The following is a 24700-nucleotide window of genomic DNA, read 5'->3' on the forward strand; positions in this document are numbered from 1 at the left end:
CGCCTGCTACCTGCGGTTCGACCTTCGTCGAATGCGGACCACTTCGCCCTTGTGCATCAGCGCCAGCATCGGCAGGTCGCTGGGATGGTTGCCATAGCCCCAGGTGGCGGCGACCGGGCCATGGCCGGCGATCCAGCCGGTCACCCGCTCCGCCTTGTCCAGCCGCACGCAGTTGGCGGTGCTGAGCCGTCCGGTCAGCCTGCCGTCCACCACCTCCATGCCGGTCGCCAGCAGATCGTCCACCTCCAGCCCGCGCAGCAGCGCCGGCATGTAGAGGTCGAGCGCGCCGGTGGCGACCACCACGCGGCGGCCCTGGCGGCGATGCTCGGTCAGCACGTCCAGCATCGGCTGGTGCCAGCGCACGCGCGGCACCATGCGTTCGGCCGCGGCCAGCGCGTCGGCCACCGGCAGCCCGTGCAGCGTGCGCTTCAGGTAGATCGCCTTGACCGAGCCCGGAAAGTCGCAGCCCGGCCCGCGGCCGCGGACATGGCGGTGCAGGGCAGAGCGGATGGCATCGGCCAGCGCCAGGGCAGCACGGCGCCGGCCGATCACCTCGCCGACGAACATCGGCAGGCTGTCGCCATGGATCAGCGTCCCGTCGAAGTCGAAGAAGGCGACGCCGGCCGGCCCGGAGACCTGCGAGTTCGGCATCGCCGCCAGGATCGACTCCGGCGTTGCCGTCGGCAGAGGCAGGGGCAGTGCGATGCCGGCTTGAGGCTCCAGGCCGGGCGGCGGGGATGACGTCGTTTGCATGACCGCAGTTATCCGGCCGCCACAGGGCGGCGGGCAAGGAGTTTCAGGTCGACATCGAGGAAGACCTGACCCGATGCGGAGGCGGATGGCGCGTCCGGGTCAATGCAGCATGGTCGGCCCGCAGGGCACCTCGAACAGCGGTCCGTCCTCGGAGCCGTCCTCGGAGCCGTCGTCCTGCCCGGTGCCGTCGTCGGCTTCCTCCAGCTGGGCGATCAGGTCGCCTGACGCTTCCTCCAGCCCGGCCTTGACGGCGATCAGCAGGTTGATGATCTCACCATTGTCCTGCTCCAGGCTGCGGACCCGTTCCTCCAGCCGGTCGATGCGGCGCATCAGCAGATCCGACAGGCGGTCGAGCCGTTCCAGGACGGGGTCGGGGGTCGGGGAGGCGGGCCCGGCGGTGCTCGGCGGGCTCTCGGGCCGGGTGTGGGGGGGCTGCCCCTGGCGGTTGTTGGGACGGTCATCCATGGTGAGGCCGGTTCCGGTCTGTTTTGAGGTTTGCTCCTCGCCTAACCTTGGGCCAGCGCCCCGCAAGGTCCAGACCGGCACCCGATGCACCCCGCAAGCGATGATCGCCTGACCCACCCGTCATGCGGGTGGCGATTCCCGGATGGTGGCGACGTCAGCCGCCACCCCTTGTGCGTATCGGAAATGAGTTCCGTATATAGTTAAGACTTCAGATTTGTCGGCACGGCGTTTGCGCGGGACGCCGTACAGTTCCAACCGATGGCCGATCAGGTCATAGCCCAACTCGCGGGCTATGCTTTCCTTCAGCCGTTCCATTTCATCGTTGGTGAACTCGATGACTTCACCTGAGTCGACGTCGATCAGATGATGGTGATGATCGGTTCTGGTTTCTTCGTAACGGGCGCGGCCGTCGCCGAAATCGAGCCGGTCGATGACATGCGCCTCCTCGAACAGCCGCATCGTCCGGTAGACGGTGGCGATGGAGATGCGCGGGTCGATGGCGGATGCACGGCGATGCACCTCCTCCACATCGGGATGGTCCGTCGCCTCCGACAGCACGCGCGAGATCACGCGGCGCTGGTCGGTCATCTTCAATCCCTTCTTCACGCACAGTTCTTCGAGGCGCGAGGGCATGGACATCCCCTGTAATCCTGTCTTCGTTCGACGGGCGGCGGTTCGCCCCTCCGGTCTCCCTGATGCCCGGAACGCCAGCGGAAAGAGCCGGCAACGGAGGCGATCGTTCAGTTCGCCCCGGCCAGCCGTTCGCGGCACCCCGAATACCCGACCATCATACTGTGTTTCGCAGACATTCTCAAACACCCACGTTCCCGCCGGACGGCCGAGCGGAGGAGGCTTTTTTGGCCAAGGGCATAATACTTTCAGGCTATTGGGCGATGCCGCCATGGAGCGGGTCGGAAACCAATTGCTCATAATCCGCTGCTAGGTTTTCCCCCAAGGCAGCGCCGTCCGATCCGGGGCGGCGCGCCTGCCGGACATCCACCGGGCCCGACAATGCCCGACAGGAGGGAGGGAAGCCGCAGTGACGCCGTTCGATTTCCCGCCTTCCACCTCTTCGTTCACGGCGGAGCCGCATATGGACGAACCCGCCTTCACAGCGGCCGGTTTGGCCGTTCCGGTCGCTCCGCTCTCCTCCTCGCAGGATTGCGCCACCGCCCTTGCCCGGTTCCAGCGCCAGCCGGAGCTTGCCGCCCTGCCGGTGGTCGACGGCGACGGCCGTGTCGCCGGACTGCTGGAGCGCGGCCGGCTGCTGCCGGACGGCAGCGGAGAGGGGGGCGGCATGCAATCGGTCACCGAGCTGATGGACCCGCATCCGCTGCTGATCGACGGCGCTACTCCGCTGGCGGAGATCGGGCGGCGGCTGGCGCGGCTGAAGCCGGCGGCGCTGGTGACCGGCTTCCTGGTGGTGGAGCAGGACCGCTATCTGGGCGTCGGCACGGTCACCGGGCTGATGGCGCGCTCCGCCGAACAGACGGAACTGCGCGCCCGCCAGCTGGACGAGGCGCGCCGGCAGGCCGAGCAGGCGATCCGCGCCAAGACCGCCTTCCTCGCCAACATGAGCCACGAGATCCGCACGCCGCTGACGGCGATGATGGGTTTCGCCGAACTGCTGGAGCAGGAGGTGCTGGGACCGCACGCCATTCCGCTCTATCGCGAATATGCCCGCGACATCGCCGAAAGCGGCCGGCACCTGATGGAGCTGATCAACGACCTGCTCGACCTGTCGAAGGCCGATGCCGACCGGCTGGAGCTGGTGGACGGGACGGTGGATGTGGTGCGGGTGGCGATCGGCACGGCGCGGCTGCTGGCCGAACGGGCCGCGCGCCATGGCGTCAGCATCGCCACCGCGGTCCCGCTGGACCTGCCGCCGCTGCGGGCGGATGAGCGCAAGCTGCGCCAGATGCTGTTGAACCTGCTGTCCAACGCGGTGAAGTTCACGCCGGCCGACGGGATCGTGACGCTGCGCGGCCGCGTGGCGGCGGACGGTACGCTCTGGCTGTCGGTGCACGACACCGGCATCGGCATGACCGGGGAGGAGCTGGCCAAGGCGCTGGAGCCCTGGGGGCAGGTGGACAGTGCGCTGGCCCGCAGCCAGGTCGGCACCGGTCTCGGACTGCCCCTGACCAAGCGGCTGATCGAGCTGCATGGCGGCCGGCTGGACGTGGTCAGCCGCCGCGACGAGGGCACCACCATCTCGCTGGTCTTCCCGCCCCGGCGGGTGGGGCGGGGGGAAGCGGAAGGTAGAACGGAAAAGCCCCCCGTCTCCGGAGAGAGGGGGGCTTTCCTTCAGACTTTCCCGGTGCAGGCGACCCTTACGCCAGCCCCTTCTCCATCGCGCTCGCCAGACGGCGGGCGAAGGCGGCGGGGTCGGGCAGGGGCTCGCCCTCGACGATGCGGGCCTGGTCGAGCAGCAGCCAGGCCGCATCCTCCAGCGCGTCGGTGGCGCCGCTGCCCTTGGCCCGGTCGGCCAGCCGCTTGATCAGGGCGTGCGACGGGTTGATCTCCAGGATGCGCTTGCCGACCTCGCCGTTCAGCTGCTTGTGCTGCTTCAGCAGGCGCTCCAAGTGCATGTCCATGTCGTTGTCGTCGGCCACCAGACAGACGGCGCTGTCGGTCAGGCGTTCGGACTTGCGGACATCCTTCACCGCGTCGGACAGGGTCAGCTTCAGCAGGGCCAGCAGGTCGGTCAGCTCGCCTTCCGGGGTCTTCTCCTCCGGCTTCTCGGTCTCCTCGCCCTTGATCTTGCCGAGATCGGCGCCGCCGCGGGTCACCGACTTGAACGGCTTGCCCTCATAGACGCCGACCGACGGCATCCAGAACTCGTCGACCGGATCGGTCAGCAGCAGGACCTCGACGCCCTTGGCCCTGAAGCCTTCCAGCTGCGGGCTGCGCAGCAGGGTGTCGATGTCGTCGCCGCTGATGGTGAAGATGGCGTCCTGGCCCTCCTTCATGCGGGCGACATACTGCTCCAGCGAGACGAGATCCTCGCCGGCGGTGGTGCGGAAGCGCAGCAGCTTCAGCAGCTCGTCCCGGTGCTCGTAGTCCTCATAGAGGCCTTCCTTCAGCACCGCGCCGAAGTTTTCCCAGAAGCTGTCGTACTCGGCGGCGTTCTCGCTGTCCTTGGCCTTCTTCGACAGCTCCGACAGGACGCGCCGCGTGATGCCGGCCTTGATCTTGGCCAGCATCGGGTTGTGCTGCAGCATCTCGCGGCTGATGTTCAGCGGCAGATCCTCGCTGTCGACCACGCCGCGCAGGAAGCGCAGGTAGGGCGGGATCAGCCCTTCCGCCGCGTCGGTGATGAAGACGCGCTTGACGTACAGCTTCACCCGGTGGGCGCGCTTGGGGTCGAACAGGTCGAAGGGCTTGGTCGAGGGCACATAGAGCAGGTTGGTGTATTCCAGCGCCCCTTCCGCCCGCCAGTGCAGGGTCAGCCACGGATCGTCGAAGGCGTGGCCGACATGGTGGTAGAATTCCTTGTACTGGTCGGCGGTGATCTCCGACTTCGACCGGGTCCACAGTGCCGACGCGCTGTTCAGCGCCTTGGCCTCCTCGCCCTCGCCGAACAGGATCGGAATGGCGATGTGGTCGGAGTATTTGCGGACGATGCCGCCGAGACGGGCCTCGTCGAGATATTCGTCGTCGCCCGCACGCAGGTGCAGGACGATCTGCGTGCCGCGCGGCAGGCCGTCGGCCTCGGCGATGGTGAATTCACCCTTGCCGTCGGACTCCCAGCGCCAGCCGGTGGCCTCGCCGGCCTTGCGGGTCAGCACGGTGACCTTGTCGGCGGCCATGAAGGCGGAATAGAAGCCGACGCCGAACTGGCCGATCAGGTTGACGTCCTTCTTGCCGTCGCCCTTCTCGGCCCCTTCCAGCGACTTCATGAAGGCGGCGGTGCCGGAACGGGCGATGGTGCCGAGATTCTCGACCAGATCGTCGCGGTTCATGCCGATGCCGTTGTCGGCGACGGTCAGGGTCCGCGCGTCCTTGTCGACCAGCAGGCGGACCTTGAGGTTCGGATCGTCGGCCGAGAGTTCCGGCTGGGTCAGCGCCGCATAGCGCAGGCGGTCGCAGGCATCCGACGCGTTGGAGACCAGTTCGCGCAGGAACACTTCCTTCTCGCTGTAGAGCGAGTGGGCGACGATGTCGAGCAGACGGCTGACCTCGGCTTGAAAACTGAGCCGTTCCTCGGTCATGGGGGCACCTTCGTTGGTTTTGCACGGGTGGGCGTCAAGACGGCGGAGATATGTGAAAGCGTCCCCGCCGTTCAAGAGGCTTGTGCCATGCAACCGCGGGAGGTGTGCGGCGGGGTGTCGCGGTGAAGGGGCCCAAACCGGCGGTCCCGTCTCCGTCCTCCGGCCTTCATTCCATATGCGGCGATTCGCTGTAGAGCTGTTCCGCCAGTCCCTTCCGGTACATCGCGTCGATCTGCTCGACCGACAGGTCCGCCAATCCCGCCTGGTCCTTCACCACCTGGCCGGGAGACGGCATGTCGCGCGGCACCGACCAATCGTCCGGCTGCCACAGATGCGAGCGGCGCAGCGCCTTGCCGCAATGGAAGAAGGCTTCCCGCACGGACAGGCGGATGGCGGCCTTGGGGGTGCGTCCCTCCTCCCTCAGCCGGTCGAGCAGGGACGGGGCCGTGGTGACGGTGGCGATGCCGTTGACCCGCAGGAAGATGTCCACCCCCGGCACCAGGAACACCAGTCCGCAGCCGCCGTCGGAGGTGAGGATGTTGGTGATCGACGAGAGCTTGTTGTTGCCGGGCCAGTCGGGCAGAGCCAGCGTCTGGCGGTCTTCGGCATGGACGAAGCCCGGACGCCCGCCGCGCGGCGAACAGTCCATCCCGCTTTCCGCCATGGTGGCGACGAAGACCAGCGGGGATTCGGCGACGAAGCGCAGGCAGTGATCGTCCAGAAAGGGAAAGCTCATCTTCACGATGCGCTCGGACGGCATGTCGTAGAGCTGCCTTAGCGCCTCGACCGTGTGGATGCGGTGGGGGTCCATGGGCGTTCCTCTGCTGGGCCGCGGAGCGCGGCGACGGGTAAACTAACGTTGTTAGATTTCACCTAACGGCGTTAGTTTGTCAATCCCGGCAGGAAGAGGCGGAACTCAAGGGCCATGCGTGTGCAGCGACAGGACATCATTGATGCTGCGATGATTCTGCTCGACGAGGTCGGGATCGAGGGGCTGACGATGCGGCGTCTCGCCGGGGCTCTGCGGATCCAGGCGCCGTCGCTCTATTGGCATTTCGCCGGCAAGCAGGCGCTCCTCGACGCGATGGCCGACGCCCTGCTGGCGGAGATGAGGCTTCCCGCCGATGCCGGCCTGCCCTGGGACGCGTGGTTGCGGGAGATGGCGACGGAGTTCCGCCGTGCCTTGAAGTCCAGGCGCGACGGGGCGCGGGTCTATGCCGGAACCTTCCCGGTCATGGACAATGTTCTGCGCATCAGCGACCGCACCATCGCGACCCTGCGCGCGGCCGGCGCCGACGAGCGAACGGCGGCGCACATGCTGTTCACGATGCTGTATTTCGTGATCGGCTTCACCATCGAGGAACAGGCGACGCTGCCGCCCCCGGGCGGAAAGGGCGAGGGGATCGACCTGAAACGGGTGGCGCAGCAGCTGACGGCGGAGCAGGAGGCACGCTATCCCCACGCCGCCGCCACGGTGAGGCTGCTCATCGCGGACAATGACGACGACGCCCGCTTCCGGTTCGGTCTGGACCGCCTGATCGACGGGTTGAGGGCTGCCGTTCCTGTTCCCGGCTCCAATCCCCAAAAGAAAGCCCCCGATCCGGGGTTGCCGGAATCGGGGGCTTCGCCGGGCTGAAGCTCGGCGTGCCGTCTGCCGGGCTTACTTCTTCTTCGGCTTCTCCGCCGGGGCCGGAGCCGGGGCGGGTTCGCTGCCGCCGGCCAGCAGGGCGGTCATGTCGGCGCCGTTCAGCAGGAGCTGTCCGGCCTCCGTGATGTCGATCTTGTAGGTGCGGGTGTCGGCCCCGGTGTCGTCCTTGCCGGCCTGGCCCAGGGCCTGCACCATCGCCAGACCGGCGAGCAGATCCTGGGTCTCCTTGTCGGGCTTGGCGCCGGGGGCCGGCTGCATCGCCTTCACCGCGGCGTCGATGCCGCGCAGCAGGACGGTGGCGCCGCCGGTGACGCCGAAGGCGGCCTGGGTCGCGACCTTGACCGCGCCGGTGGCGGTGCCGGCCGTCGCCGGGGTGTCGAGGTTCAGCGCGTCGATGCGCAGCTCGGTCCCGGCTTCGCCCATCGCGGCCATCGCCTGCTGCATGACCACGTCCGCCGAGGGCGACGCGGGTGCTGCCGCCTTGGGCTTGGCGCCCTTCTTCGCCGGCGGGGCCTCTTCAGCCTCGGCGGACTTGGCCAGCTCGGTGAAGGCCTTCCACAGGGCGCTGTTCGGCAGCTTGGCGACCGACAGCTTCATCTCGAAGGCGCGCGGGGTGAAGGCGACCGGGGCCGGCGACGGCGTCATGGTGAAGTCGCGCGCCTCGATGCCCATGCTGACGGCGGACATCGCCTGGTCGAGATCGGTCAGGCCGCTGCGGAAGGCGAGATGGCCGAGAGCCACCGCGGTGCCGTCCTCCGGATTGACGAAGGACAGGTTGGACAGGCGCATCGCGCCGCTGATGCCGCCGAACATGCCCTGCAGCTTCGGCAGCAGTTCGGAGCTGGTCGGTGCCACACCCTTGGCGGCGGTCTGTTCGGACAGCTTCTGCAGCGCGCTGACCTTGGTCAGGTCGACGCGGGTGTAGGTCGCCTCGCTGGTGACGCCGCCGATCTTGAACAGCTCCTTGTTCTTGTCGTCCTGCACCGAGAGGCCGCCGAAGGCGAAGGCGGCCGGGCCGCTCCACAGGGTGGCGCCGTTGGTCCCGGTCTCCGGCTTCAGATCCTGCACCATGGTCATGGTGGCGATGGAGACCTTGCCCTTGCCGTTGGCGGCGGTGACCGCCAGGTCGTTGAAGGCGCCGTCGACCGTCAGCAGCGTCTCCAGCGCACCCGACCAGGTGCTGGTGAAGGACTGCTTGCCGATGGTGATGGTGGCGGCATCGACATAGTCGTCGTTGTCGTCGAGGTTCTGCACCTTCATGGCGCTGGGCAGCGTGATCGACACGCCGTACTGGCTGTCGTCCTTCGGCGTCACCGCCAGCAGGATGGTGCCGATGTCGAACAGGGTGCCTTCCGCATCCTCGGCCGACAGGCGCGGCAGGGCGACGTCGTAATGGTCGCCGGCCGGCTTGACCGTCGGTTCGCCCTCCCATTCGAAGCCGATGCCCTCGCCATCCTCGGCGGGCGGCGGGAACCAGCGGGGCAGATCCTTCTTCAGCGACGCGGCGAGCGCCTTGGCGCCGGCATCGTCGACGGCCGGTGCCGCCTGGGCAGGCGACCAGCCGGCCACCAGAGCCAGCATGCCGCCGGCGATCAGGGCGGGCCTGAGGGAACGGACCGGCAGGGCCGGAGCGGGCGAAGAAAGGCGGAGACGCATCGAGCAACTACTCCCAACTACGATTTAGGGAGCACGTTAATCTTGATACGCTCGGCCGGTCCATGCCCCTCTTGGGCGAAATCCAAACAGGATATTAAAAATCCAGGTCGGCATAGTGCTTGGGCGGTGGGCAGCCGGTGATGTTGTCGGCCAGCAGCGCGCGGAAGCTGGGGCGCGACTTGATCCGGGCGTACCAGTCCTTGGCCTCCGGGCTGCGGTCCCACGGCACGTTGTCGATATAGTCGAGGCAGGACAGCTGCACCGCGGCGGCGATGTCCGCCAGGGTGAAGGACGACCCGGCCAGCCAGGGCCGGCGCTCCGACAGGAAGGCGATGTAGTCGAGATGGTAGGTGACGTTGGCCAGCCCGGCGCGAATCGCCGGCGCGAAGGGGTGGCCCTGGCCGGACAGCCGCTTGATCAGCTTTTCGCCGACGAGGTTTTCCGCCACCTCGCGCTCGAACTTGTGGAGGAACCAGTCGGCGACCCGCCGCACCTCGGCCCGCGCCGCGATCTCGCGCGGCAGCAGGGGGGTGTCGGGATAGGCCTCCTCCAGATATTCGATGACGGCGAGGCCGCCGGCGACGACCGTCCCGTCCTCCTCCACCAGCACCGGAACCTCGGCGGCCGGGTTCAGCTTCAGGAAGTCGGTCCGCCGTTCCCACGGCCTTTCGACCACGGGTTCAAAGGGCAGGCCCTTCTCGGCGAGCATCACGCGCGCTGTGCGCGACAGGGCGTGGATCGGGTGGTGGTACAGGGTTCGCATGGCGGCGGGACTTTACCGCAACGCGGCAAGCGAAAACAGCCCGCGCATCCGAGCCAAATCGTCTCGTTGGAGGAAGTTCCGCGGGGCAAGCGGGAAGGCGAGGGGAGCGGCCATCTACCCCGCCCGCGACAGGCGGTAGAGCACCAGCGCGTCGGGCTGGTTCGACGCTTCGCCGACCGGCATCCAGCCGTTGCGCTCGTAGAAGGCGCGGGCGTCGGCGTTGCGGGCGGCGCAGGCCAGCTCGGCCGGGCCGGCGGCGCCCTGCAGCAGTCCCAGCGCCTCGCGCAGCAGGGCCGATCCGATGCCGCGCTTGCGCCAGCCGGGGTCGATGAACAGGTTGTGGATGATGCCGGCCTTTGGATCGAGCGAGACGAAGCCGACCACCGTCCCGTCCGTCTCGGCCACCAGCACCGAATCCTCGCGGACGCAGTCGTAATAATCGTCCAGCCCGAACCGGTCGGCGGGCTGCCAGGAGAAGGCCTGGCGGCGGCCGTGCAGGAAAATCTCGGCACAGCGGGCGGAGTCGGCGTCGCGGGCGGAACGGATCGCGATGCGCACCCCTTCGCCGGCCGTCATGCCTGTCTCCTTCCGTCCGTTGCGCCCGATCGCGCGGATCAACCGGATACCGGTCAGATTATTCCACAGGAAGGGCGTGCGGAAACGGTCCTTTCGTCCTGTCCGGCCAGTTGGCGACCAACGGGCGATCGGTTGGCGATCAGCCGGCGGTCAGCGCTGGGGCTTGTCTTCGCTGCTTTTCCCGGTGGCGCTCTTCTCGGCAGGAGGAGTCCCGTTCCCTGCCTTGTCCCCGGCGGCGGGGGGCGTGTCGGCCGCGCCGGCCGGCGGACGGGCAGGCTCGTTGGCGGCGCTGCCGAGCAGGCCGGCCTCGCGGTAGAAGCGCTCCGCCCCCGGATGCAGGGGAACCGAGACGTTGGCGACCGCGCGGGCGGGATCGAAATTGCGGCCCTGCGGATGCCCGTCGGCCAGGACGCGGCGGGTGTTCTCGTGCCACAGCGCGCGGACGACGCCATAGATCAGGTCGGGGTCGCGGTCGGCGCGGGTCAGCAGCTCCGCCCCCAGGCTCAGCGTCGGGGTGGGGGCGCTGCCGGGATAGGCGTTGGCCGGGATTTCCTGCTCGATGTAGAAGCGCTGGCCGCGCAGCAGCCGGTCGGCCGGCTCGCCGTCCAGCGGCACCAGACGGATCGGCACCCGCGCCGCCACGTCGCTGACCGCCGCCACCGGATAGCCGCCGACCATGAAGAAGCCGTCCAGTTCGCCCTTCGCCAGCCGGTCGGCCGCGGTGCCGGGCTTCAGGTAGAGCGGCGTGATCGTGCTTTCCGACAGTCCGTAGGCGTCCAGGATCAGCCGCGCCTCGACCAGAGTGCCGGAGCCTTCCTCGCCGACAGAGATGCTGCGGCCCTTCAGGTCGGCCATGCGGTCGATGAAGCCGTCGGAGCGGACGACGATCTGGATCGCCTCCGCATAGAGCATGCCGAGCGAGCGCAGCTCGGTGAAGGGGCGCTTGCCGGTGAAGCTGCCGGTGCCGCTGTAGGCCCAATAGGCGACGTCGGCCTGGGCGAACCCGGCCTCCACCGTGCCCGCCCGCAGCATCTCGACATTGTCGACCGAGCCGTTGCTGGCCTGCGCCACCACGATCAGGCCGGGGATGCCGCAGCTTCCGCCCTTGTCGCAGGGGCGCGAGCCCGGCGGGTTGGAGATGGCGTTGGCGATCAGCCCGCCGATCGGAAAATAGGTGCCGGAGGTGGTGCCGGTGCCGATGCGGAAATAGCGCAGATCCTGGGCGGTGGCCGGATTTCCAAGCAATCCGCCGCCCGGCAACGGGGCCAGGGCCACGCCTCCCATCAGCCCGCCCAGCAGATGGCGGCGGGTCAGGCCGAGGTGAGTCAGGCCGAGGTGAGGCAGGGGAGCCGCATCGGGATGCGGCCCGGCTCCCGGAGAGCGGAGCCCCGGTGAGGGTGGGCAGGCTTTGGCGGCTGCGCGGGACACCGGATCGTTCCGTTCGTCTGGCCCGTGCCTCCCAAGCGGGACGGGCGGGGAGGGGAGGTCGTGCCTTCAAAGATTTCCGCGCACCCCTGTCATTTCAAGGCGCATCCGGTCAAATCACGCCGACGAGGTCGAGAACGCCGGCGACTGCTACCGCACCGCCACACAAACGCACGGCCCGGTCCGACTCGGCCTGCGTCACCGCAATCGACAGACCCAGCCCGCCGCAGGCGACCAGCATCAACCCTGACGCGAAACCGGCCCAGTAGAGCGGCGGTCCCTGATGTGCATGGCCGTGGAACACCGCGGCGACCGCGGCGATCAGCACCGCCACCACCGCCGGCGCGCGCACCCCCAGCGCCACCAGCGACCCGACCACCACCAGCGAGGCGGCCAGTCCCGGCGCGGCATAGGGCAGCCGCACGCCCATCTGGGCGGCGAAGCCCGCCGCCAGCGCGGCGGTCACCGCGGCGGCCGGCACCTGCCACACCGCGGTGCCGCCGGCTTGTCCGGCCCACAGGCCGATGCCGAGGATGCCCAGCAGATGCTGCAGCACCCACACCGGCGTGGTCAGCCCGTTGCCGAAGGCCCCCGTCACCGTCGTCATGCGCCCGCATCCCCCCGTCCGTTCAGCTGTCTGTCCAGCTCCAGCTGCCGGTATGGCGGCTGAGCGGGGGCGGGGTCAAGCCGTCAGGACCGGCGCTGCCGGGGCGCGCAGGGTGGCCGCTACCGTGCCAGCGGGTCGCCGAACTGGCGCAGGTCGTTCTCGCGCCGCATCAGGTCGCGCTGGCCCAGCGGGTCGAGCCGGCCCATGGCGTCGTCGGTCCGCATGCGGTCGACCTCCGGCCTGATCAGGTCGCGCTTGAAGGCGTCGGTGGCGCTCTGGGACGAGGGCGGGGGCGGCACCGGGATCGGGCGCGGCGGCTGGGGCAGGGCGGCCGGGTCGGGCGGCGGCGACGAACTGCCGCGGCGGCGTTTCGGCGGCGGCTGGTCGGTGCCGTCCGGGTCGCGGCGCATCTGCCGGTCGTCGCTCTGGCTGTCGCTGGTTTTGCGGGACTGTGCCGTGGCGGCGGACCTGGAGCCGGTCCGCGACTGCTCCGCCTGGATCTGGCTCCAGGTTCTTCGCTCGCCCCCGCCGGGAACGACCGTCTGGTTGTAGACGGGTGGAAAGGCCTGGGCGCGGCCGGGATTGTCGTCGCGCAGGTCCGTCGGCGCGCAGGCGCTTGTCGCCAGCAGGAGAAGGAGCGGCGTCAGTCGAATGGCGAGCGATGGGAGAGGTGGGGTCATTGATGGAATGTCGGCATTGCTGATCGTTTCGGCAAGATGACCCCAAAGGAGGGACTCCCCTTGCAGCCAAGCCGGCGCTAAGATGTTCTTTGTTTGTTCCTGATTGTCGGGTTTCTTATGACGCATCCCCCTCCCCACCCGCCCTTGTCCCCCTCTCCCCCCGGGGAGAGGATCGGGGGGAGAGGGGATTGTTCCGCCGGGCGGAGAGACCCAAGCGCCGCATCCTCGCTTTGTGGCTGCCGCGCCTGCCGACCGACGCGCGGGAACGGCTCATGCCGCCGGAGTTGCGCGCACGCCCCTTCGTCCTGCTGCGGACGGAGCGCCAGCGGCGGGTGGTGGTCGCGGTCAACCGGGCGGCGGCGATGCTGGGCATCGCTCCCGGCCATACCCTCAGCGATGCCCGTGCGCTGGAACCGGCGCTGGAGGTGGCGGAGGCGACGCCGGAGGCCGATGCGGCCCTGCTCGGCCGCATCGCCGACTGGGCGCGGCGCTACAGCCCCTGGACCGCGGCGGACGAGCCGGACGGGGTGGTGATCGACATCACCGGCTGCGCCCATCTCTTTGAGGGCGAGCCGGCGCTGGCCGCCGACCTCACCGGCCGGCTGCGCGCCGCCGGTTTCGCCGCCCGCGCCGCCATCGCCGACACCCCGGCCGCCGCCTGGGGGCTGGTGCGGTTCGGCAGTCCGGAGCAGCGGCGTCGCGAGGCGTTGGATGGTCTGCCGCTCGCCGCCCTGCGGCTGCCGGCGGAGATTGTGGAGGGGCTGCACGCGCTGGGCCTGCGCCGGATCGGCGACCTGCATGCCATGCCGCGGGCGGGGCTGGCGGCGCGGTTCGGAGCCAGGTTGATGCAACGGTACGATCAGGCCTTCGGCCGGCTGGACGAGCCGATCTCCCCGCGCCGGCCGGTGCCGGACCATCGCGAGCGCCTGACCTTCGCCGAGCCGATCGCCACGCCCGAATCGATTGCCGGGGCGCTGCGCCATCTGCTGGGGAGGCTATGCAAGGGGCTGGAGGCGGCAGGGCAGGGGGCGCGCCGGCTGCGGCTGGACGCCCACCGCACCGACCAGCGGGTGGACGACGACCCGCAGAGCCTGACGCTCGGCACCAGCCGCCCGGCGCGCGACCCGGCGGCGCTTGCCCGGCTGTTCGCCCCTCTGCTGGAACGGATCGAGCCGGGGCCGGGGCTGGAAACCCTGGTGCTGTCGGCGACGGAGACGGGACCGCTGTCCGCCGTCCAGACCGCAATCGACGGGGAGGAGGGCGGTGAGGAAGGCAATGACGACAAGTTGGCCGAGCTGGTCGACCGGCTGGCGCTGCGGCTGGGGGAACGGGCGGTGCTGCGGCTGGTGCCGCGGGAAAGCTGGCTGCCGGAGCGCTGCGTGGCGCCGCATCCGCCGATGGAGCGCCTGCCGGCGCCGAAGCCTTGGCCGGCCGGGCAGGTGCGCCCCTTGCGCCTGCTGACCCCGCCCGAGCCGGTGGAGGCCACCGCCCCGCTGCCCGACGACCCGCCGCTGCTGTTCGTCTGGCGCGGCGTGCCACACCGTGTGCGCCGGGCCGAGGGGCCGGAGCGGATCGAATGCGAATGGTGGCGCGGGCAAGGATCGCTGGGGCTGGCGGTGCGCGACTACTACCGGGTCGAGGATGACGGCGGCCGGCGCTTCTGGCTGTTCCGCGCCGGCCTGTACCGGCCCGACGAGCCCCCGCGTTGGTTCCTGCACGGGTTCTTGGGGTGAGGCGCCGGGACGCCGCCCGCTCACCCCGCCCGCTCACCCCGCCCGGTCGAGCTGCTTCAGGAAGGCGATGTAGCGGTTGATGTCCTCCATGCGCCGGGCATGGTCGTTCATGTCGGACAGGCGGTCTTCGATGGCCTTCTGGGCGCCCTCCACCTCGTCGATCACCGCATGGATGTCGGTCTGCAACTCCTGCGAGGCGGTGGCGGCTTCGTCCATGCGGGCGCTGGTGTCGTCGAGCTGGCCGCCGACGGAGCGGACGGAGGTCACCACCTGGTCGATGGCGCGGCGGGTGTCGGCCAGCGTCTGCTTGGTGTCGTTGGCCAGCTTGCGCACTTCGGCCGCCACCACGGCGAAGCCCTTGCCCGCCTCGCCGGCGCGGGCGGCCTCGATGGTGGCGTTCAGCGCCAGCAGGTTGGTTCTGGCTGGCGATGCCGTCGATCACCGCCAGCACCTTCTCGATGCTCTTCACCACGGTGGACAGCTGGTTGAATTCGCGGACCAGCGCCTCCTTGCGGTCGGCGTGGCCGTCGAACAGGGTGGCGTGGCGGTTCAGCGTCGCCTCGATCGCCGACATCGAGCCGCCGATGCGCGCGGCATAGCTGGCGGTCTCCTGCACGCCGCCAGTCAGCGTCACCAGCGCGTCGAGATAGCTGTGCATCCGTTCGATCACGCTGTTGCGGATGCGGCTCAGCAGCTCCAGCCGGTTGTAGCGGGTGGCGATGAAATAGCTCTGGAACCGGGCGTAATGCACCGCGAACCGGTCGACCATGTCGTCGCTGAACGCGGCGCCGGGCGGCACCTCGAAGAACATCAGTGCGGACAGGGTCTGGTTGATGTTGATGCCCAGCAGCTCGCCGAAGGTGGAGAAGCCGGCGGCGGCCAGCCCGTCGAAGGCATGGACGCGCGACAGCTGGTCGGGGTTGTTCAGCCGGCGCAGGATGCAGTCGTTCAGGATGGCGCCGAGGGGACGCGGCTTGCCGCGCAGATAGGCCGAGAGGTCGTCCTCGGTCTGGCGGACGAAATCGGTCGCCTCCACCAGGCACAGCGAATCGCCGGGATTGACGTCGCAGTAGAAGGCGACCTCCCCCTTCTCGAAATCGAAGCCGGAGATGGAGCGGACGAACAGCTCCCCCTCCATCTCGATGGCAAAGGTGTTCTTGGCCAGCTTGCCCGGCAGCTCCTGCGGCTTGCAGCGCAGGGATTTGGCGAGCGCGTCGATGAAGCCGACGACCTCGAAGCCGTCGCGGTCGATCACGCTGCGCACGATGCGGCGCATCGGGTCGGCGTCGACCACGGCGAAGCGGGTCTGGGTCGGCCGGAAATTCTGCGACTTGAAGATGCCGTAGCGGATGCCGGGTGCCATCTTCAGGAAGACCGTCACCGCCGCGTTCTCCAGCACGCGCTGGCCGTCGAACAGATGGGTGTTGCGGAAGTCGAGCTTGCCGCCGGCCGAGCCGCCGATGAACAGGCAGGGGAAATGGCCGGAGCGGTAGACCGCCTCCATGAACCAGCTTTCGCTGGCCGACAGCCCGTCGATGAAGGTCAGCGCCACCGTGTCATGGCTGTCGACCGGGAAGGGGACGCGGATGCGGTCGAGTTCGCCGCGGATCGCCTCCACCCTGGCCGGCACGTCGCGGGTCGGCCGGCCGCCGCGCAGGTCGTCGCAATGCAGCGGGACCGACTGGATGCTGACCCCGGCGAGCAGGCGTGGGCTGAAGGATTGCAGCACCACGCTGTCCCAGCGGTCGCCGGCCTTGCGGTAGAGCGGCTGGCCCTCGGCCGCGCACAGCTCGCCCGCACTGGAGACCAGCACCAGCTGGGTCGCCGCCGGCAGGGCGGAGCGGACCGCCCGCGCGGTGGCGGCGAAATCGACATGCGGCGACACGAAGCCGACGACCAGCGCCGGTGCCCCGGCGGCGAAAGTCAGCCCCTCCAGCGCCGCGGCACCGATCCGCTCCGCCGGCAGGCACAGGCTGCGGATCGGCTGTTCCGCCGGTCCGGCGGCGTGCGCTGCCGCTTCGGGCCCGCCAGCCGGGGTGCCGGAAACGGGGGCGGTCGGAGAGTCCGAGCGGAAGAAAGACAGCATGCTGGCGAATCCTCGGTCGTCTTCGTTGTTCATTCCGCGCACCGGCGGTGCCCGTTTGCGGCTGTGAGTGCCCGGGTATGGCTCATTTTGCCGACAATCTAGCTGCCGATTGGTAGCGTTTCCTGTCGGGGGAACTCCGTATCCGGCTGCGGCCTGTCGCCGCATCCATCGTCAGGTTCAGGCCGGGCTGAAGCTGTGGGCTGATACGGCGGCCTTGGGTGGCGAAGCCGGGCAACGGTCGATTCCGCTTGTGGGGCCAGCGGAAGATTGGCATAAGGCAATCCATAGGCCTGGGGTGCCGTGCGGTGGTCGCGCGGCTGAGAACACACCCATCGAACCTGTCTGGGTAATTCCAGCGAAGGGAGCCGCCGCATGATCCATGCGCCAGAATCACATTCTTTTTCCGTTTCTGAATCCGGACTCCGTCCCTCCATTGCCATCGTCGGCGCCGGCTGCATCGGCCTCGCCATCGCCTGGAGGCTGGCGTCGGCCGGCTGCCGGGTCGATGTCTTCGAGCGGGGGGAGGCCGGGCGCGGCGCCACCCATGCCGCCGGCGGGATGCTGGCCGCCTGCGTCGAAACCGAGCCGGGCGAGGAGGGGCTGCTGCCGCTGACCCGCGCGTCGCAGGCCCTGTGGCCGGACTTCGCCCGCGCTCTCGAGGCGGCGAGCGGCATGGCCGTCGATTTGCGCAGCGAGGGCACGATGGTCATCGCGCTGACCGCCGACGATGCCGCGAAGGTCCGCTTCCTGCACGGTTTCCAGCGCGATCTTGGATTGCCGGTGGAGTGGCTGAGCGGGGCCGAGGTGCGGCGGCGCGAACCCTTCCTGCAACCGGGTGTCGCCGGCGCCCTGTTCTGTGCCGGCGACCATCAGGTCGACAACCGCAAGGTCGCGGCCGCCCTGCGCCGCGCCGCCGTGGCTGCCGGCGCCCGCCTGCACGAGCAATGCGGCGAGGTGGCGCTGGCGGTGGAGGGCGGCCGCGCCGTGGGGGTGCGGGTTGCCGAAACGCTGCATCGGGCCGACCGGGTGGTGCTGGCCGCCGGGGCGTGGTCGGCCGGCGTGCCTGGGCTGCCGCCCGCCGCGAAGCCGCCGGTGCGTCCGGTGAAGGGGCAGATGGTCTGCCTGCGCATGGACCCCCGTCTGCCGCTGCTGCGCCATGTGGTGTGGACGCCCGGCACCTACCTGATCCCGCGGCTGGACGGCCGGCTGCTGATCGGCGCCACGACGGAGGAGCGCGGCTTCGACGACCGTCTGACCGCCGGCGGGCAGTTCGCCCTGCTGGAGGGGGCGTGGCGGGCGCTGCCGGGCATCGCCGAACTGCCCATCGAGGAAGCCTGGGCGGGTTTCCGTCCCGGCAGCCGCGACGATGCGCCGATCCTGGGCGAGAGCGGCATTCCCGGCCTGATCCACGCCACCGGCCACCACCGCAACGGCATCCTGCTGACCCCGGTGACCGCCGACGGCATCGCCCGCCTGGTGCTGACCGGCGAGACCGACCCGCTGCTGCGCCCCTTCGCCGCCGACCGCTTCGTTGCCGCGGGAGCCGCCGCATGAGCGCCGTTTCACGTGAAGCCATCCGCGTCAACGGCCGCGAAGAGCCGCTGTCCGCCGCCTCCGTCGCCGAGTTCCTGGCCGGGCGCGGCATCGCCGAGGGCGCGAAGGGCGTCGCGGTTGCCCTGAACGGCGCCGTGGTCCCACGGCGGCGCTGGCCCGAGACCCTGCTCCAGCCCGGCGACAGCCTGGAAATCGTCCGCCCGATCCAGGGCGGCTGACCCTGAATTTCCCTCTCCCGCGACCAGCCCGGGAAGGATCCCCTCTCCCCCCGGGGAGAGGGGGAGTATCCCCGGACCGCTTGCGCGGGAGGGCCTTATCAAAAGGCTCCCCCCATGTCCCAACCCGACACCCTCACCATCGCCGGGCGTTGCCTCGGCTCACGGCTGTTCCTCGGCACCGCCGGCTATCCGAACCAGCAGGTGATGCTCGACGCGCTGGCGGCCAGCGGCAGCGAACTGGTCACGCTGGCGATCCGCCGCATCAGCCTGGACGGCTATTCGGAAAGCCTCGTCGACGTGCTGGCCCGCGCCACCGCCGGGCGGCCGACCGGGCCGGTCGGGCTGCTGCCCAACACCGCCGGCTGCATGACCGCCAAGGAAGCCGTGCTGACCGCCCAGCTGTCGCGCGAGGCCCTGGACACCCCCTGGATCAAGCTCGAGGTCATCGGCGACCGCGACCTGCTCTATCCCGACGTGGAGGAACTGCTGCGTGCGACCGAGGAGCTGGTGAATGACGGCTTCGTCGTGCTGCCCTACTGCAACGACGACCCCGTCACCTGCCGCAAGCTGGCCGACCTGGGGGCCGCGGCGGTGATGCCGTTGGGGGCCTTCATCGGGTCCGGCATGGGCATCCGCAACCCGCACGCCATCGAGACGATCTGCGCCCGCAGCCCGGTGCCGGTGGTGCTGGACGCCGGCATCGGCACCGCGTCCGACGCGGCGCTGGCGATGGAGCTCGGCTGCGCCGCCGTCCTGCTGAACACCGCGGTGTCGAAGGCGCGCGATCCGGTGCGGATGGCGGCGGCGATGCGCGACGCGGTCAATGCCGGCCGCGCCGCCCATCTGGCCGGCCGCATGCCGATGCGCGCCCATGCCGAACCGTCCAGCCCGCAGATGGGCCTGATCGGCGGCTGACGGCGGTCGGTCATAGGCCGCCGGGGCGGCCAGGGTGGGCAAGGTGGTGGGCAAGGTGACGCGCACTCCGTTCGGCCGCTTGATCCTGCGGGGCGGCTGACGCAGGCTGTGGCGCACCGCCTCCCTTGGCACTCCCCCCTTGGCACCCCTCTGCCGGAGACCCTTGCCTTGCCCGCCACCTTTGAACCCCGCACTCCCGATTGGAAGGCGCGCTGTTTCGCGTCCTTTGAACAGCAGCCGATCTGCAAGACGCTCGGCATCGAACTGGCGGCGATGGAGCCGGGTTTCTGCGAGATGCGTCTGCCCTTCCGTGCCGACCTGACGCAGCAGCACGGCTTCTTCCATGCCGGCATGGTCAGCACGCTGGCCGACAATGCCGGCGGCTATGCGGCCCTGAGCCTGATGCCGGCCGGGGCGGAAGTGCTGGCGGTGGAGTTCAAGATCAACCTGATGTCGCCGGCCAAGGGCGACGTCATGATCGCCCGCGCCCGCGTGGTGAAGCCGGGCCGCACCCTGGTCATCACCCAGGTCGAGGTGTCGATGCTGGACGGCGGTGTCGAGAAGGACTGTGCCCTGATGCAGCAGACCACCTTCTGCGTGATGCCGAAATGACGTTTCAACCGGTTCGAAAGGGCTTTTCGATGCTGTCTGCCCGTCTGTTGTCCGTGCCCGCCGCCCTGCTGCTGGCCGGCGGTTTCGCCGTTCTGGCCGCCGCCCCGGCCGAGGCCAAGGACCCACCCTCCTGCGCCGCCATCTCCTTCCGCTCGCTGCCCGGCGGCGCGCCGGACGGCGAACAGGATGCCGGCCTCTACAAGTCGCGCTTCGGCAAGATCGAGGTGAAGGCCGACGTCAAGGGCGGGCAGGCCACCAGCTACTACATGGTGCTGAACGGCAAGAAGGTGGACGGCCCGGCCAACCCGCCGAAGATGTCGGAAGCCTGCCTGAAGTCCAAGCACGTCAAGGTCCCGGTCGCCAAGCAGGCCCAGGGCACCTGCACCGGCAGCCGCTTCCGCGTCGTCGTCGACCGGTCCAGCGGCAAGCCGGTCGCCGCCTTCTTCGGCCTGCAGGGCGAGGATTGGGCCTATTGCAGCGCGACGACGCTGTAAGGACAAAAGCGCGAAAGGGGGGCGGACCCCCGCCCCCCTCCTCTCAGATCGCCAGGGCCTTCACCCGTTCGCGCAGCACCTGTCGGGCCTTTTCCGCCTCCGCGCGGGCGGTGGTCAGGTCGCGAGCCAGGCCGTCCAGGCGGTTCTCCGCCTCTCCCATCTTGGCCAGCGTGCGCTTGTGCAGGTCGCTGCCCGCCGGCAGGGCCTTCAGATTCTCGCGCAGGCGGTCCTGGTCGGCGATGCGCTCCGTCCGCTCGTCCTCCAATTCGGCGATGCGGCGCTCCTTCTCGGCCACGGCCGACCGCAGGCCGGCCAGCGTCGTCAGCGCCTGACGCACCTCCGGCGGCAGTTCGGGGGCGGAGGCGCGGGCGGCGATCTGGTCGGCGCTCAGATCGGTCAGCACGATCCGCTCCTGCCGCGGCCGTTCCAGCGTCGCGGTCAGCGTCACCGTCTTGCCGGCCGGCACCGCCAGGGGCAGGCGGTAGGCGCCGGCTGTCGCCTCCGGCTTGCCGTTTGCCGGCTCGGCGAGATCCCAGCCGGGGCGGCGCGGATGCTCGATCACCACGCTGCGGTCGGCGTCCGGGGCGCCCGCCACCGTGTAGGTGGTGCTCTGCCGGTCGGTGACCGACAGGGTCAGCACGCCGTCGGCAAGGGTGGCGCGGGACAGCCGGCGGCTCGGCTTCTCCTCGCGGTCGATGGTCACCGCCTGGTCGACGGCAAAGGACAGCAGGCGGCTGTCGCCCGCCGGCAGGGTCGCCATGCGCGCGTCGCCGACATAGGCGCTGGTCTCCATCCCGGCGCCGCCGGTCCGGTCATAGAAGGTCAGCAGACCCGGCGGCAGGGCGGTGTCGCCGTCGTTGCGCAGCCGCAGCGACGCCAGCGGGTGGCGGGCATCGGTGCCCGGCTGGTAGAGCGCCACCCGCTCCACCGGCAGGCTGCGGACGGCGATCGGCATCATCAGCGTCCCGCCGTTCGGCACGCTGACCGGCTGCGGGTAATGGAACAGCACCTGGGCGCCTTCCGCGGCACCGGCATCGGCACCGCGCACCGCAGCCATCGCCGGTGTCCCGGCGGCGCTGCCGTAGGGCGCCACCTTCGCCAGCGGCTCTTCCATCGGGGCCGGTGCGGGGGGCGGGGGAGCGGCCATCGCTGCGGCGGGCGGCGCTGCGGCACGCGAGAGTTCGGACTGCGGCCGCATCGCCGGATGGGCGTCGTTCAGCGTCACCGTGCCCTCGTCCGCCGTGGGCAGCACCCGGCCCAGCACCTCCACCGGCACCTCCGGCCGCTCGACGAAGTAGGGGGTGTAGAGCGCCTGGCGCAGGGTGACCGGATTGCCCGATACCACCGTCAGATCGACGCCCTTCCAATCCTCGCCGCTGAGATTCTCCAGCACCGCCCAGCCCTGCAGGGCGCCGCTGCCCTCCTTCGCCGCCCCGGTCTGCGGCTGTCCGCTCTGTTGCTGCCCGGTCTGCGTCATGCTGAGCCGGTAGGTCGCCTTCCACAGCGGCATCTCCGCGACATAGCCGACCCGGACCCGCCGCTCGCCGGCGGCCTGCCCATCCTGCGGCGCCCCTTGCGGCGCCCGGCTGTGCACGGTCAGCTGCCGCCGCTCGCGCCGGGCATTGTCCGCCACCGCCGACAGCGCCCGGTCGATCTGGGCCTGCACCGCCGGATCGGTGAAGCGCAGGGCATCGGCCTCCTCCAGCACCAGCTGGCGCAGGCCGTCAGCGGTCATCAGCGTCACCCGGTGGCGCGTGGCGGTGGCGCCGTCGCTGCCCGGCAGCCGCACCGTCTCCTCAGTCACCGACATCAGCCGGCCGGTCAGCTGGCGGGAGCCGCCGGACGTTACCTCCGCCCCGCGCATCGCGTTCAGCAGAGCGGCGGGCGAGGTGAGGTCGCCCGCCGAGAAGGGCAGTTCGCGGAAGGCGGTGTCCAGCGGTTCGGCGCCGGGCAGGCCGATGGTGCCGACACCGCCCTTGTCGTCATAGACGACGATGCTTTTCAGCACGTCGTCGACCTGATCGCGCCGCACCTCCAGCGACAGGTCGGCATCGCCGCTGACCGTCGCCTCATATTCGAAATAGCCGACGCCGCCGGTGGACAGCAGAACCCGCGTCAGCGCCAGTTGCCCGCCGGTTGGTCCGTCCGCCGCGGCCCAGGCGGCCGGGGCCGCCATCAGCAGGGCGGTGGAGGCGAGAAGGATGGCACGGGTCATGATTGTCTCTCCGGTTCTGTTGCTCCCGACCGTCGGCATAAGCGCGAATTCGGGCGGGATTAGGGAGAGCGTTGCCGGAGGCGGCAGGTAAGGCCGCAAGGGTGGGGCCCGAGCGTCAGGGTGCCGCCGTCAGGGCGCTGCTGTCAGCCAGCGTTCCATCATCGTGCGCCACAGCGGCGCGCCGTTAAGGGTCGCAACCTGCACCGGGTTCGGCGTGCAGCCCTGGTGGTGGCTGCAGCGCTCCGCCACCGGACGGCGGTTGCCCTCGGCGGGCAGGCGCCTCGCGGTCCTATGGTGAGCCGGGGAGTGGGCCGGGGCATGCGGTGCGGTGCGCTGGTGCGGCATCGGCAGTGCCGGGACGGTGCAGCCGGACATGATCGTGGCCTTGTCTCTATCTTTCAGCGGCCTGTCGTCCGGCCCGTCAGCCCGGCCGTCCGACCGAGCGTGCCGAGTTCGAGATGGCGCCTTGCCTCCCCCAGCAGCAGCCGGTGCTGCGCCAGCGTTTCGCGGATCGGGCCATGCTGCCCATAGACCCGCACCTCGTTCAGCAGGCGGTCGGCGCGGTCGAGCAGCGCCAGGCGTTCCAGGCAATGATCGATGTTCGACATGGCGGTGCAGTCCCCCATCACGGCATTGGTCCGTCGCCCCTTGGCGGGCGACCGTCCCTGTTCGATGGTCTGGATTTAAACCGCAACGTGTTTCTGGTTAATGTCCGCGCAAGGGTACTTTTATGTCGCTGGTGCGGCAGGGGGTTTCAACCAACTCACGCGGTGGGCGAAAGAGCCGCGGCTGTTACGGGGTTGTAACGCATTGCGTGGCGCTCGCGCGTGAGATAAGAAGGTTTGGGGAGGTAACAGGCATGCATATTCTCGCGGTCGACGACGACGAGCCGATTCGGGAGCTTTTGGCCTCATATCTGGCGGGAGAAGGGTACCGGGTCACGACGGCGCAGGATACCGCATCGGCCCGGCAGGCCCTGGATGGCGAGCCTGTCGATCTCGTGGTCTGCGACCTGCGGCTTCCCGACGGCGACGGTCTGGGGCTTGTCCGCCAGATCCGCACCGAATCGCAGATCCCCGTCATCATCCTGTCCTCCAAGGATCAGGATGTCGACCGCATCGTCGGGCTGGAGCTGGGCGCCGACGATTACCTGACCAAGCCCTTCAACCCGCGCGAACTGCTGGCCCGCATCAAGGCGGTGCTGCGCCGCGTCTCCAACGACGCCCGCCCGGCCCGCAGCCCGGAAGAACTGCGCGCCGTCGTGCAGTTCGCCAACTGGGAACTCGACCTCACCGCCCAGCGCCTGCGCGGCCAGGAGGGGCGCGAGGTGGAGCTGACCAAGGCGGAGTTCGGCCTGCTCGCCGCCTTCGTCAAGCGGCCGCAGCGGGTGCTGACCCGCGACCAGCTGCTCGACCTCACCCGGGTCGACGGGGCGGAGGTGTTCGACCGCTCCATCGACGTGCTGATCCTCCGCCTGCGCCGCAAGATCGAGGCGAACCCGAAGGAACCCCGCATCATCAAGACCGAGCGTGGCGCCGGCTACGTCTTCGACGCCAAGGTCCGCACCGTCTGAGGGCCTGTCGATCCCTGTCCGTGGCTCCCCCGGACGCCACCCTGGACGCCTTCCCACGCCCGCGTTAGCCTTTCCTGAAAACCTGTCGGAGAGGAAACGCGCGTGCCTGATCCCATCGATTTCTATTTCGACTTCGGCTCCCCCTACGGTTACTTCGCCAGCCTGCGCATCGACGAGCTGGCGGCGAAGCACGGCCGCACCGTCACCTGGCACCCAGTCCTGCTCGGCGCCATCTTCAAGGTGACGGGGATGAAGCCGAACCTGGAGCAGCCCCTGCGCGGCGAGTATCTGACCCAGGATGTCGGACGCATCGCCCGCCTGACCGGCGCGCCCTTCACCTTCCCCAATTCGGCCCCGGCCAACGGCGTCGCCGCCTCGCGCGCCTTCTACTGGCTGGCCGACGAGCATCCGGAGCAGGCCAAGCTGCTGGCCCGCGCCATCTATCATGCCCATTTCGGCGAGGGGCAGGACATCGGCCCGGCCGACACGGTGGCGGAGATCGCGGCGAAGACACTG

Annotated in this window: 24 protein-coding genes, 2 pseudogenes and 1 riboswitch (1 of these 27 cut by a window edge); of the genes and pseudogenes, 10 read left to right on the forward strand and 16 right to left on the reverse strand. The window is 69.8% G+C overall.

Annotation, left to right across the window (positions count from 1 at the left end; genetic code table 11):
* Window positions 1–6 precede the first annotated feature (6 nt).
* The 3 genes from ACWPN3_RS25650 to ACWPN3_RS25660 all read right to left on the reverse strand — a co-directional run bounded on the left by ACWPN3_RS25650 (window position 7) and on the right by ACWPN3_RS25660 (window position 1851).
* Window positions 7–753: an HAD family hydrolase gene (locus ACWPN3_RS25650; RefSeq protein WP_492261816.1), complete on the reverse strand. Its 747-nt coding sequence runs from the start codon at window positions 751–753 to the stop codon at window positions 7–9.
* A gap of 99 nt (window positions 754–852) precedes the next feature.
* Window positions 853–1218: a hypothetical protein gene (locus ACWPN3_RS25655; RefSeq protein WP_109449555.1), complete on the reverse strand. Its 366-nt coding sequence runs from the start codon at window positions 1216–1218 to the stop codon at window positions 853–855.
* A 120-nt stretch (window positions 1219–1338) separates the two neighbouring features.
* Complete coding sequence (locus tag ACWPN3_RS25660) at window positions 1339–1851, reverse strand: Fur family transcriptional regulator (protein ID WP_492261899.1); 513 nt, start codon at window positions 1849–1851, stop codon at window positions 1339–1341.
* A 460-nt stretch (window positions 1852–2311) separates the two neighbouring features.
* Between ACWPN3_RS25660 and ACWPN3_RS25665 the strand changes: the two are divergent.
* A pseudogene (locus ACWPN3_RS25665) lies at window positions 2312–3439 on the forward strand (sensor histidine kinase); the annotation flags it as partial.
* 109 nt (window positions 3440–3548) lie between these two features.
* On the opposite strand, the gene htpG reads toward ACWPN3_RS25665, so the two are convergent.
* Both htpG and ACWPN3_RS25675 read right to left on the reverse strand, forming a co-directional pair.
* Window positions 3549–5429 (reverse strand): molecular chaperone HtpG, encoded by a 1881-nt coding sequence (gene htpG / locus ACWPN3_RS25670; protein ID WP_109449551.1) that lies wholly within the window; start codon window positions 5427–5429, stop codon window positions 3549–3551.
* A gap of 166 nt (window positions 5430–5595) precedes the next feature.
* The gene (locus tag ACWPN3_RS25675) at window positions 5596–6240 is read right to left on the reverse strand and encodes an MSMEG_1061 family FMN-dependent PPOX-type flavoprotein (protein ID WP_492239959.1); all 645 of its coding nucleotides are present in this window, start codon (window positions 6238–6240) and stop codon (window positions 5596–5598) included.
* 114 nt (window positions 6241–6354) lie between these two features.
* Here ACWPN3_RS25675 and ACWPN3_RS25680 point away from each other — a divergent pair, with 114 nt between their 5' ends.
* Window positions 6355–7065: a TetR/AcrR family transcriptional regulator C-terminal domain-containing protein gene (locus ACWPN3_RS25680; protein ID WP_109449546.1), complete on the forward strand. Its 711-nt coding sequence runs from the start codon at window positions 6355–6357 to the stop codon at window positions 7063–7065.
* Between the two features lie 24 nt (window positions 7066–7089).
* On the opposite strand, the gene ACWPN3_RS25685 is transcribed toward ACWPN3_RS25680, so the two are convergent.
* The 6 genes from ACWPN3_RS25685 to ACWPN3_RS25710 all read right to left on the reverse strand — a co-directional run bounded on the left by ACWPN3_RS25685 (window position 7090) and on the right by ACWPN3_RS25710 (window position 12784).
* On the reverse strand, window positions 7090–8733 hold the full coding sequence (locus ACWPN3_RS25685) for a hypothetical protein (protein WP_492239960.1): 1644 nt from the start codon (window positions 8731–8733) through the stop codon (window positions 7090–7092).
* A 94-nt stretch (window positions 8734–8827) separates the two neighbouring features.
* Window positions 8828–9496, reverse strand: a complete 669-nt coding sequence (locus ACWPN3_RS25690; RefSeq protein WP_109449542.1) for a glutathione S-transferase family protein — start codon at window positions 9494–9496, stop codon at window positions 8828–8830.
* 114 nt (window positions 9497–9610) lie between these two features.
* On the reverse strand, window positions 9611–10072 hold the full coding sequence (locus tag ACWPN3_RS25695) for a GNAT family N-acetyltransferase (RefSeq protein ID WP_109453048.1): 462 nt from the start codon (window positions 10070–10072) through the stop codon (window positions 9611–9613).
* A 150-nt stretch (window positions 10073–10222) separates the two neighbouring features.
* Window positions 10223–11500, reverse strand: a complete 1278-nt coding sequence (locus ACWPN3_RS25700; RefSeq protein ID WP_492239961.1) for a TAXI family TRAP transporter solute-binding subunit — start codon at window positions 11498–11500, stop codon at window positions 10223–10225.
* A 109-nt stretch (window positions 11501–11609) separates the two neighbouring features.
* Entirely contained in the window at window positions 11610–12104 is a 495-nt protein-coding gene (locus ACWPN3_RS25705) for a HupE/UreJ family protein (protein ID WP_492239962.1), read from the reverse strand.
* Window positions 12105–12223: 119 nt separating this feature from the next.
* Window positions 12224–12784, reverse strand: a complete 561-nt coding sequence (locus ACWPN3_RS25710) for a hypothetical protein (protein WP_492239963.1) — start codon at window positions 12782–12784, stop codon at window positions 12224–12226.
* A 188-nt stretch (window positions 12785–12972) separates the two neighbouring features.
* On the opposite strand from ACWPN3_RS25710, the gene ACWPN3_RS25715 reads away from it, so the two are divergent.
* A complete protein-coding gene (locus ACWPN3_RS25715; protein ID WP_492239964.1) occupies window positions 12973–14517 on the forward strand; it encodes a Y-family DNA polymerase in 1545 nt (514 codons plus the stop codon).
* Window positions 14518–14550: 33 nt separating this feature from the next.
* Here the strand turns inward: ACWPN3_RS25715 and ACWPN3_RS25720 are convergent, their stop codons facing one another.
* A complete protein-coding gene (locus ACWPN3_RS25720) occupies window positions 14551–14928 on the reverse strand; it encodes a methyl-accepting chemotaxis protein (protein WP_492261900.1) in 378 nt (125 codons plus the stop codon).
* 496 nt (window positions 14929–15424) lie between these two features.
* Window positions 15425–16768, reverse strand: a pseudogene (locus ACWPN3_RS25725) (FIST signal transduction protein); the annotation flags it as partial.
* Between the two features lie 116 nt (window positions 16769–16884).
* Window positions 16885–16984: riboswitch (TPP riboswitch) on the forward strand.
* Here ACWPN3_RS25725 and thiO point away from each other — a divergent pair.
* From thiO to ACWPN3_RS25750, 5 genes are all read left to right on the forward strand, one after another.
* On the forward strand, window positions 16976–18157 hold the full coding sequence (gene thiO, locus ACWPN3_RS25730) for a glycine oxidase ThiO (RefSeq protein WP_492239966.1): 1182 nt from the start codon (window positions 16976–16978) through the stop codon (window positions 18155–18157). (Overlaps the previous riboswitch by 9 nt.)
* Window positions 18154–18375, forward strand: a complete 222-nt coding sequence (gene thiS, locus ACWPN3_RS25735; protein WP_492239967.1) for a sulfur carrier protein ThiS — start codon at window positions 18154–18156, stop codon at window positions 18373–18375. Before thiO ends, thiS begins: the two co-directional genes overlap by 4 nt.
* Window positions 18376–18489: 114 nt before the next feature.
* Entirely contained in the window at window positions 18490–19290 is an 801-nt protein-coding gene (locus ACWPN3_RS25740) for a thiazole synthase (RefSeq protein WP_492239968.1), read from the forward strand.
* Between the two features lie 168 nt (window positions 19291–19458).
* Window positions 19459–19902, forward strand: coding sequence for a PaaI family thioesterase (locus ACWPN3_RS25745; RefSeq protein ID WP_098740586.1), 444 nt, complete (start codon window positions 19459–19461; stop codon window positions 19900–19902).
* A 29-nt stretch (window positions 19903–19931) separates the two neighbouring features.
* Window positions 19932–20396 (forward strand): hypothetical protein, encoded by a 465-nt coding sequence (locus ACWPN3_RS25750; RefSeq protein WP_492239969.1) that lies wholly within the window; start codon window positions 19932–19934, stop codon window positions 20394–20396.
* A 43-nt stretch (window positions 20397–20439) separates the two neighbouring features.
* Here ACWPN3_RS25750 and ACWPN3_RS25755 read toward each other — a convergent pair whose 3' ends face one another.
* From ACWPN3_RS25755 to ACWPN3_RS25765, 3 genes are all read right to left on the reverse strand, one after another.
* A complete protein-coding gene (locus ACWPN3_RS25755; protein WP_492261817.1) occupies window positions 20440–22611 on the reverse strand; it encodes a hypothetical protein in 2172 nt (723 codons plus the stop codon).
* A gap of 129 nt (window positions 22612–22740) precedes the next feature.
* Window positions 22741–22986, reverse strand: a complete 246-nt coding sequence (locus tag ACWPN3_RS25760) for a hypothetical protein (protein WP_492239972.1) — start codon at window positions 22984–22986, stop codon at window positions 22741–22743.
* A gap of 23 nt (window positions 22987–23009) precedes the next feature.
* Window positions 23010–23219, reverse strand: a complete 210-nt coding sequence (locus tag ACWPN3_RS25765) for a hypothetical protein (RefSeq protein ID WP_492261818.1) — start codon at window positions 23217–23219, stop codon at window positions 23010–23012.
* Window positions 23220–23470: 251 nt separating this feature from the next.
* Here ACWPN3_RS25765 and ACWPN3_RS25770 point away from each other — a divergent pair, with 251 nt between their 5' ends.
* Together ACWPN3_RS25770 and ACWPN3_RS25775 are read left to right on the forward strand one after the other, a co-directional pair.
* Window positions 23471–24184, forward strand: a complete 714-nt coding sequence (locus ACWPN3_RS25770) for a response regulator (RefSeq protein ID WP_042696260.1) — start codon at window positions 23471–23473, stop codon at window positions 24182–24184.
* Between the two features lie 102 nt (window positions 24185–24286).
* A protein-coding gene (locus ACWPN3_RS25775) for a 2-hydroxychromene-2-carboxylate isomerase (protein WP_492261819.1) crosses the window boundary here: on the forward strand, window positions 24287–24700 show its 5' portion. 201 nt of this gene lie beyond the right edge of the window; the window shows 414 of its 615 coding nt (coding positions 1–414); its start codon is at window positions 24287–24289; the stop codon falls past the right edge of the window.

The sequence above is a fragment of the Azospirillum sp. UENF 111221 genome, assembly GCF_058780625.1.